The organism is Zhongshania sp. (genome assembly GCF_041584495.1).
In the GTDB taxonomy this organism is placed as follows: domain Bacteria; phylum Pseudomonadota; class Gammaproteobacteria; order Pseudomonadales; family Spongiibacteraceae; genus Spongiibacter.
In genome coordinates, this window is the sequence record NZ_JBFHDY010000038.1 from 22,579 (window position 1) to 29,224 (window position 6,646).

General features: G+C 48.6%; 5 protein-coding genes. 3 read left to right on the forward strand and 2 right to left on the reverse strand.

The window, feature by feature from the left end:
• Positions 1 to 405: 405 nt before the first annotated feature.
• Entirely contained in the window at positions 406 to 1,377 is a 972-nt protein-coding gene (locus ABYP33_RS08525) for an AraC family transcriptional regulator ligand-binding domain-containing protein (RefSeq protein WP_373090354.1), read from the reverse strand.
• Between the two features lie 241 nt (positions 1,378 to 1,618).
• Here ABYP33_RS08525 and ABYP33_RS08530 point away from each other — a divergent pair, with 241 nt between their 5' ends.
• A complete protein-coding gene (locus tag ABYP33_RS08530; RefSeq protein ID WP_373090359.1) occupies positions 1,619 to 2,449 on the forward strand; it encodes a fatty acid desaturase in 831 nt (276 codons plus the stop codon).
• Between the two features lie 163 nt (positions 2,450 to 2,612).
• Positions 2,613 to 3,833 carry an OmpP1/FadL family transporter gene (locus tag ABYP33_RS08535; protein ID WP_373090355.1) on the forward strand — a complete coding sequence of 407 codons (1,221 nt, stop codon included), beginning with the start codon at positions 2,613 to 2,615 and terminating at the stop codon, positions 3,831 to 3,833.
• 81 nt (positions 3,834 to 3,914) lie between these two features.
• Here the strand turns inward: ABYP33_RS08535 and ilvC are convergent, their stop codons facing one another.
• Positions 3,915 to 5,390, reverse strand: a complete 1,476-nt coding sequence (gene ilvC, locus ABYP33_RS08540; protein ID WP_373090356.1) for a ketol-acid reductoisomerase — start codon at positions 5,388 to 5,390, stop codon at positions 3,915 to 3,917.
• A 345-nt stretch (positions 5,391 to 5,735) separates the two neighbouring features.
• On the opposite strand from ilvC, the gene ilvY reads away from it, so the two are divergent.
• Positions 5,736 to 6,638 carry an HTH-type transcriptional activator IlvY gene (gene ilvY, locus ABYP33_RS08545; RefSeq protein ID WP_373090357.1) on the forward strand — a complete coding sequence of 301 codons (903 nt, stop codon included), beginning with the start codon at positions 5,736 to 5,738 and terminating at the stop codon, positions 6,636 to 6,638.
• Positions 6,639 to 6,646 lie beyond the last annotated feature (8 nt).

Consider the following 6,646-nt stretch of genomic DNA (forward strand, 5'->3'; position numbering starts at 1 on the left):
CGATTCTTATTATAAATTGTCTCCTACAAGGGCATGACTCGCTAGCGATGCCTATTGGGGAAAAAGCATTGAAGGTGGCTGGATGCTATATTAAATTTGCGGTGACAGAGCGGGCGTGGGGTTTGATAACGACGCTGTAAATAGACGTTGGTGTGGTCACCAAGTGAATTCTTATATATGCTGCGAAACAGTCTAAGACACGAATTATAAACTATGAAAAATCCGAATGGATATTAAATCGTCTAAAAAAATAAGGGGCGCGACGTTGACAAATTTGGCGATAATAAGGCAGATCAGATTGATGATTTTGACGATGTTTGCCTCGAGATTTAGCTGTAATCCCAGTAGAAGTAAAATAATATATCGCTGCGGTTTTGAATTCTAGGGTCAGGCGCTCCTTAATATTTACTCTCGAATTTGAGGACTTTGGTAATTTCTTGGCGAGCAGCCACTCCAGCGCCGAAAGGCTCGAGTGAAACTGCTTGTGTCGGTGTAGCCTAAATGCGCAGCTAATTCCTCTATTTTCATGTCGCTGCTTACTAGAAGTTGGAATGCCAATTGTTTTCGTTCTTCCTCAACTAACGCACGGAAGCTGGTGTTTTCATTTTCTAATTTGCGCCGGAGTGTGCGGCTAGATAGGTTTATTGCCGATGCAACATCCTCTAGCGACGCCATTAGCCCTAAATCGCCTAAAATCAGGCTCCTAACGCTATCGCGAATCCCGCCAGTTTGTCGCTGGCGCAATTGCCTTGCGCATTGATCGCTTAATAGTCTCGCTAGGTTGGCATCGTAAGTAGGCTGTGGTTTATCAATATATTTATTAGAAACGCGAATGGTGTTGCGCCTGCTTTGATAAAGTGGTTTAAGCCCGCAAACCGACTCTATGTAGGCCGAGTTTGTTGTATCTAAGGTATTAAGCTCAGTCTGCACAGTCTGAATTTCATTTAGGCTAAGCTCTTTGATGATTATGATGCTGGCGGCCATATCTCGTTCTAACAAGAAATCGCGGAGGTGGCTGGGTATGGACTGTGGGTTCATGAGCAAACCAAAATAGTCGTCTTCCTCAAAGGCAGTAATCTCGCAATAAGCGGTGCTTAAAGGTAGAAAACGCAGTGCGGTGTGGAGGGCGTCTCTGATGGTTCGACAGGTGCGCAATGAGAAGCCCCAAATACCAAAAGTGGCGATGTTGTAGCAAAGGCCAATTTTAAAGCCTAGTGCGGGTATATTGGGTAGTGCAAGCATGATGTTTTCAATGAGCCGCATTTCCTGAGCACGCTCAATGAGTACATCGCCGTTGTGAAGGCTGTGCTCTGAGATGTCGGTTCCAAATAGGCAGGTTTCGGTATCTACACCGTGATTTTCCGCAAAATTTATCATTACTTTGCTTATTGCGATTGGGCGACGGGTGGTCTGGGTATTTCCCATTGTATAAAACCTGAGTTAGGTCGAGCTAGTATGTGGCCATAAGTGTCGCACGAAAGGACATAAGTGCCATGTTATTTTTGGTGCCTTCTCGGTACTGTTGAATTATTCACTTTCTAATTGTCACATGGTAATAATAATGCAGGAAGAGCTAAAAGATTTAAATAAGAAGGCATTAGGTTTCGCGATAAGTTATATGGGTAAGGTTGCTTGGCCGACGATAGCGCTTACATTGCTTGTATGTAGTCTATTCGTACTGTGTATAGTGCTTTTTGCAAATGATGTGATAAGCGTTTGGTTGGCTACACCGCTTGTTAGTGTCCTAACTTATATGGCGTATACGCCCTTGCACGAAGCGGTACACGGAAATATTCATGGGGGTAAGTCGAGGATGCGGTGGCTGAACGACGGCTGTGGCTATCTGGTTGCGCCCATTATAGCTGTTCCGTTTGCCTCCCATCGTCACGAGCATTTTACTCATCACCGTTATACCAACATTAAAGGAAAGGACCCCGATTATTTGATTAGCGAGATGAGTAGGGGGCCTTTTGGTGTATTGCTGACAACCCTAAAGTTCTTTTATGCTCAGAATAGCTTCTTTGCGGAAAACAATTGGCACTCTGCCGATTTAAATGAGCGTGTTGTTTACATTGCTGAGCTGTGTTTTTCGCTGGGGTGGCGTCTACTTGCTATCCTGCTTATTGATCAGTCTGGCATCGCTATTGTTGTTTTGGTGGGGTATTTCTTTGGCGGTCTTTTTACGGCTTATTGGTTTGCGTATCGGCCGCATTATCCGTATGACAATACTGAGCGCTACCAGAATACGAGTAGTCTCATTATGCCTTCGTGGATGCAACCGTTGGAATGGTTTTGGCTGGGCCAAAATATTCACTCAGTTCACCACTTATTTCCTCGAGTTCCCTTCTATCGCTACCACGCGTTGCATCGGGATATTGAGCCGATACTGCGTGCGCATGGCACGCCAATTCTTGATATCTGGAGCCGGGCGCCGGTGACGAGGCGTTAAGGCTGATTTTTATCGAGTTTGCTATTGCGGATGAGTTTTCGAAATATAAAAGTTCTTCTTAATGGCAGGTTGAGAAGAATTGTGCGGTGCGTTTATGTTTGGCCCCCTTTTATGTTGAATAAAGGAACTGAGTGTTATGTGTCTAAAGTTGGTAATGTCGTTGATGACCTTTTTACTAGTGCCGGTAGCATATGCAACAAATGGAAATTTTTCGCACGGTTATGGTGTGGTTAATAAAGGTATGGGAGGTGCTGGCGTTGCGTGGTCTCAAGACGCTTTGGCGGCAGCGACTAATCCGGCAGGTATGAATTCGGTAGGGAATAAGTTTGATTTCGGTGTTGAGTTGTTTTCGCCGCGTCGCGGCTATGAGGTTGAAGGTGGCCCAGCTGGCGCGCCGCCTGAGGGCACTTTCTATCTGCGTGAAGGCAGTTACCGTAGTAGGCAGGAAAGCTTTGTCATACCCAGTTTTGGCTATAATAAAGAGTTAGATGATGGTTCGACTCTTGGTGTTTCGGTATATGCGAACGGTAATAATACAGATTACTCCGATGACACCTACTACGGTGGGGATGCCGGGATAGACTTGCGTCAAGTAATTATTGCACCAACTTACTCTTGGCGATTAGATGATGCGTATGTATTTGGCGTGTCGCCTACTCTGGCCTACCAAACCTTCGAATTTAGTGGCGTATCGCAGTTTGCAGGCTTGTCATCGAATGGCGATCGAATGAGTGATCGCGGGCCGGATCAAAGTTGGGGGTATGGGCTGACCGTTGGTTGGCAGGGGGCGCTGAGTGAGTCCCTTCATGCTGGGCTTAGCTACCGAACCAAGATGCGTATGGGGAAATTGAATAAGTATTCAGGTTTGCTTGCCGAGCAAGGTGCTTTTGATATCCCTGCAAGCTTAACCGCAGGTTTGGCATGGCAAAGCGCTAACCATAATGTTTTGTTTGATATTCAGCATATTGCGTTTTCTGATGTGAGATCCGCAGCGAATCGATTCTTACCAAACCTGCAGGAGAGTCGTTTAGGGGATGCAGGTGGAGCTGGTTTCGGTTGGAAGGACATGACGGTTTATAAATTGGGCTACCAGTGGGAGGTTCGGCCTACCACTAGCTTAAGAGCAGGCTTGAATTATGGTAAGCATTTTATCCGAGACTCTGAAATATTTTTAAATTTAATGGCGCCGGCGCTTCCAGAGTGGCATTACACCGCGGGACTTAGTGAGCAGATATCGTCTAAGTGGAGGGTCAATGGCGTTGTTTATCTTGCCAAAAAGGGTGTTTTGACTGCGCCTAACCCCCTGGGGCCGGGGCAGATACTATCGACTTATATGTATCAAATTGCAGCGGGCGTTAGTTTTACTTACAGTTTTGGTGATTGATTTTGGTGTGCGCTTAGCAAAATAAGGCGGCTTCTTGCGAAGCCATCTTATTTCGTTATATCCACTTGTTAAGGTGGTTGGTTAAACGATTTTCTTCATTGCAGTCATGTAACCGCGCAGTCTGCGGCCAACAACTTCAACTGGGTGGTTGCGAATCGCCGCGTTAACGGTGATCAGCTCTTGGTTGTCTACACCGAGGTCTTTGGTATTCAGGCCTTTTCCGATGATGTCGGTAGAAACCTTGCTCATGAAGTCCGCTAGCAGTGGGCGGCAAGCGTGATCGAACAGGTAACAGCCGTATTCAGCAGTGTCTGAAATAACAACGTTCATTTCATACAGTTTGCGACGGGCAATCGTGTTGGCGATCAGTGGCGTTTCGTGCAGCGACTCGTAGTAAGCAGACTCTGGCTCCATGCCGGCAGCAACCATGCACTCAAACGCAAGCTCGACACCAGCTTTACACATAGCAACCAACAAAATGCCGTGGTCGTAGTATTCTTGCTCACTGATTTTAACATCGCCGGCAGGGGTCTTTTCGAAAGCGGTTTCTGCGGTTGCAGCGCGCCAAGCGTGCAGATTTTTATCATCGTTGGCCCAGTCTTCCATCATGGTCTTGGAGAAGTGACCGCTGATGATGTCGTCTTGGTGCTTTTCGTACAGCGGGCGCATGATGTCTTTTAGCTCTTCAGCCAAATCAAAGGCTTTGATTTTGGCGGGGTTGCTTAGACGGTCCATCATGTTAGTGATGCCGCCGTGCTTCAGGCCTTCAGTTACCGTTTCCCAGCCGTATTGAATCAGCTTAGAGGCGTAGCCAGCGTCGATGCCTTGCTCAACCATTTTGTCGAAGCAAAGAATTGCGCCCGTTTGCAGCATGCCGCAGAGAATAGTTTGCTCACCCATCAGGTCTGATTTAACTTCAGCGATGGGTGACGATTCCAGAACACCGGCGCGGTCGCCGCCAGTACCAGAGGCCAGTGCCTTGGCAATTGCCATGCCTTCGCCTTTAGGATCGTTTTCGCGGTGAACAGCGATCAGGGTGGGAACACCAAAGCCGCGCTTATATTCTTCGCGTACTTCAGTGCCTGGGCATTTGGGGCACATCATCACAACGGTGATGTCTTTACGGATTTGCATGCCTTCTTCAACTAAGTTGAAGCCGTGGGCGTAATCTAAGCAAGCGCCTTCTTTCATTAACGGCATAACGGCGTTAACAACAGGGGTGTGTTGCTTGTCAGGGGTCAGATTCATTACCACGTCAGCGGTGGGGATGAGTTCTTCGTATGTGCCGACCGCAAAACCATTCTCAGTCGCGTTCTTCCAGCTCTGACGCTTCTCGGCAATGGCCTCAGCGCGGAGTGTGTAAGACACATTCAGGCCAGAGTCCCGGAGGTTCAAACCTTGGTTAAGGCCCTGTGAACCACAGCCGATAATGACAATTTTCTTGCCTTTCAGGTATTCGCAGCCATCTGCGAATTCACTGCGATTCATAAAACGGCATTTGCCGAGCTCTTGCAGCTGAAGACGCAGCGGCAGGCTATTGAAGTAATTCTGGCCCATGATTCTCTCCTAATAGGTATGTGCAATTGGTCTGTGGGCAGGTGCTATCCCACAATGGCGGCCACTTTAGCATCGCTTGTTTGTTGCGTAAAATGATATATAGTTGACGCTATGTTGCTTAATACGCATTACGCGTGATGGGAGACGGGAGATGCTAGGGCTGCGAATATATAGTGGGGTTTCAGTCGAGCGGCGCGCGTTACGCGCCTGTCCGCTATCTTTTGCGTTTTCCGTCTCCCGTTTAGCATCCTGCTTGGTTTGGGCGTCTCCCGCCTCCCGTTTAGCATCCTGCTTGGTTTGGGCGTCTCCCGCCTCCCGTCTCGCGTTTCGCGTCCGTTTCCTTCAATGAACCTCAAAGAACTCCAAACCTTCATCCACCTCAGCCAATCCCTGCACTTTGGCCGCACCGGCGACGCCATGCATCTCAGCGCTTCGGCGGTAAGCCGCTCAGTGATGCGTTTAGAGGAGCAAGTGGGCGTTTCATTATTCGAACGTGATAATCGTCGTGTTCAGTTGACCGCCGCAGGTCGGGAATTTCTGCGCTATGCTGAACAGGCTGTGGTGAATTGGCAGTCCATTATCCAGCGCCTGCACGTGCACAGTGAAACCCTGCAGGGAGAGTTGGGCTTATTTTGTTCGGTTACGGCTTCTTATAGTGTGCTTAGTAATATTCTTGAGGTGTTTCGGCAGCGTTATCCTGCTATAGAATTAAAACTGCATACCGGTGACCAAGCAGATGCAATAGAGCGAATTGCCGAGGGTGGCGAGGATTTAGGAATTACCGCCAAGCCAAAGCAGTTGTCGCCGCGCTTGCAGTATCAAGAGTTAACGCGCTCGCCACTGCGTTTGTTAGTGCCTAATATTCCCTGCGCGGTAAATGAGCAGATCGCTGCGGCGGGTGAGGTGTTGTCGCCGGAGATCTTGGCGACGTTGCCCTTTATACTGCCGGAGCGCGGGGTGGCGCGGACCTTGATCGAACAGTGGTTTCGGCAGATGCAAATTAAACCCAGTGTTTACGCTCAGGTCAGCGGCCATGAGGCGATAGTAAGTACTGTGGCGCTCGGGCTGGGGATTGGTGTGGTGCCAGAGCTGGTTTTGGCAACGAGCTTTTTACGGGGGCGGGTGCGGGTGATTCCGGTGGAGCCAGCTTTGCCAATGATGGAAATTGGGGTGGTGGTCTTGCAGCAACGATTGTCCAATCCGCTGGTCAAAGCGTTTTGGGATTGCGCTAGGTCATCGTACAGTTAGCGCATTTA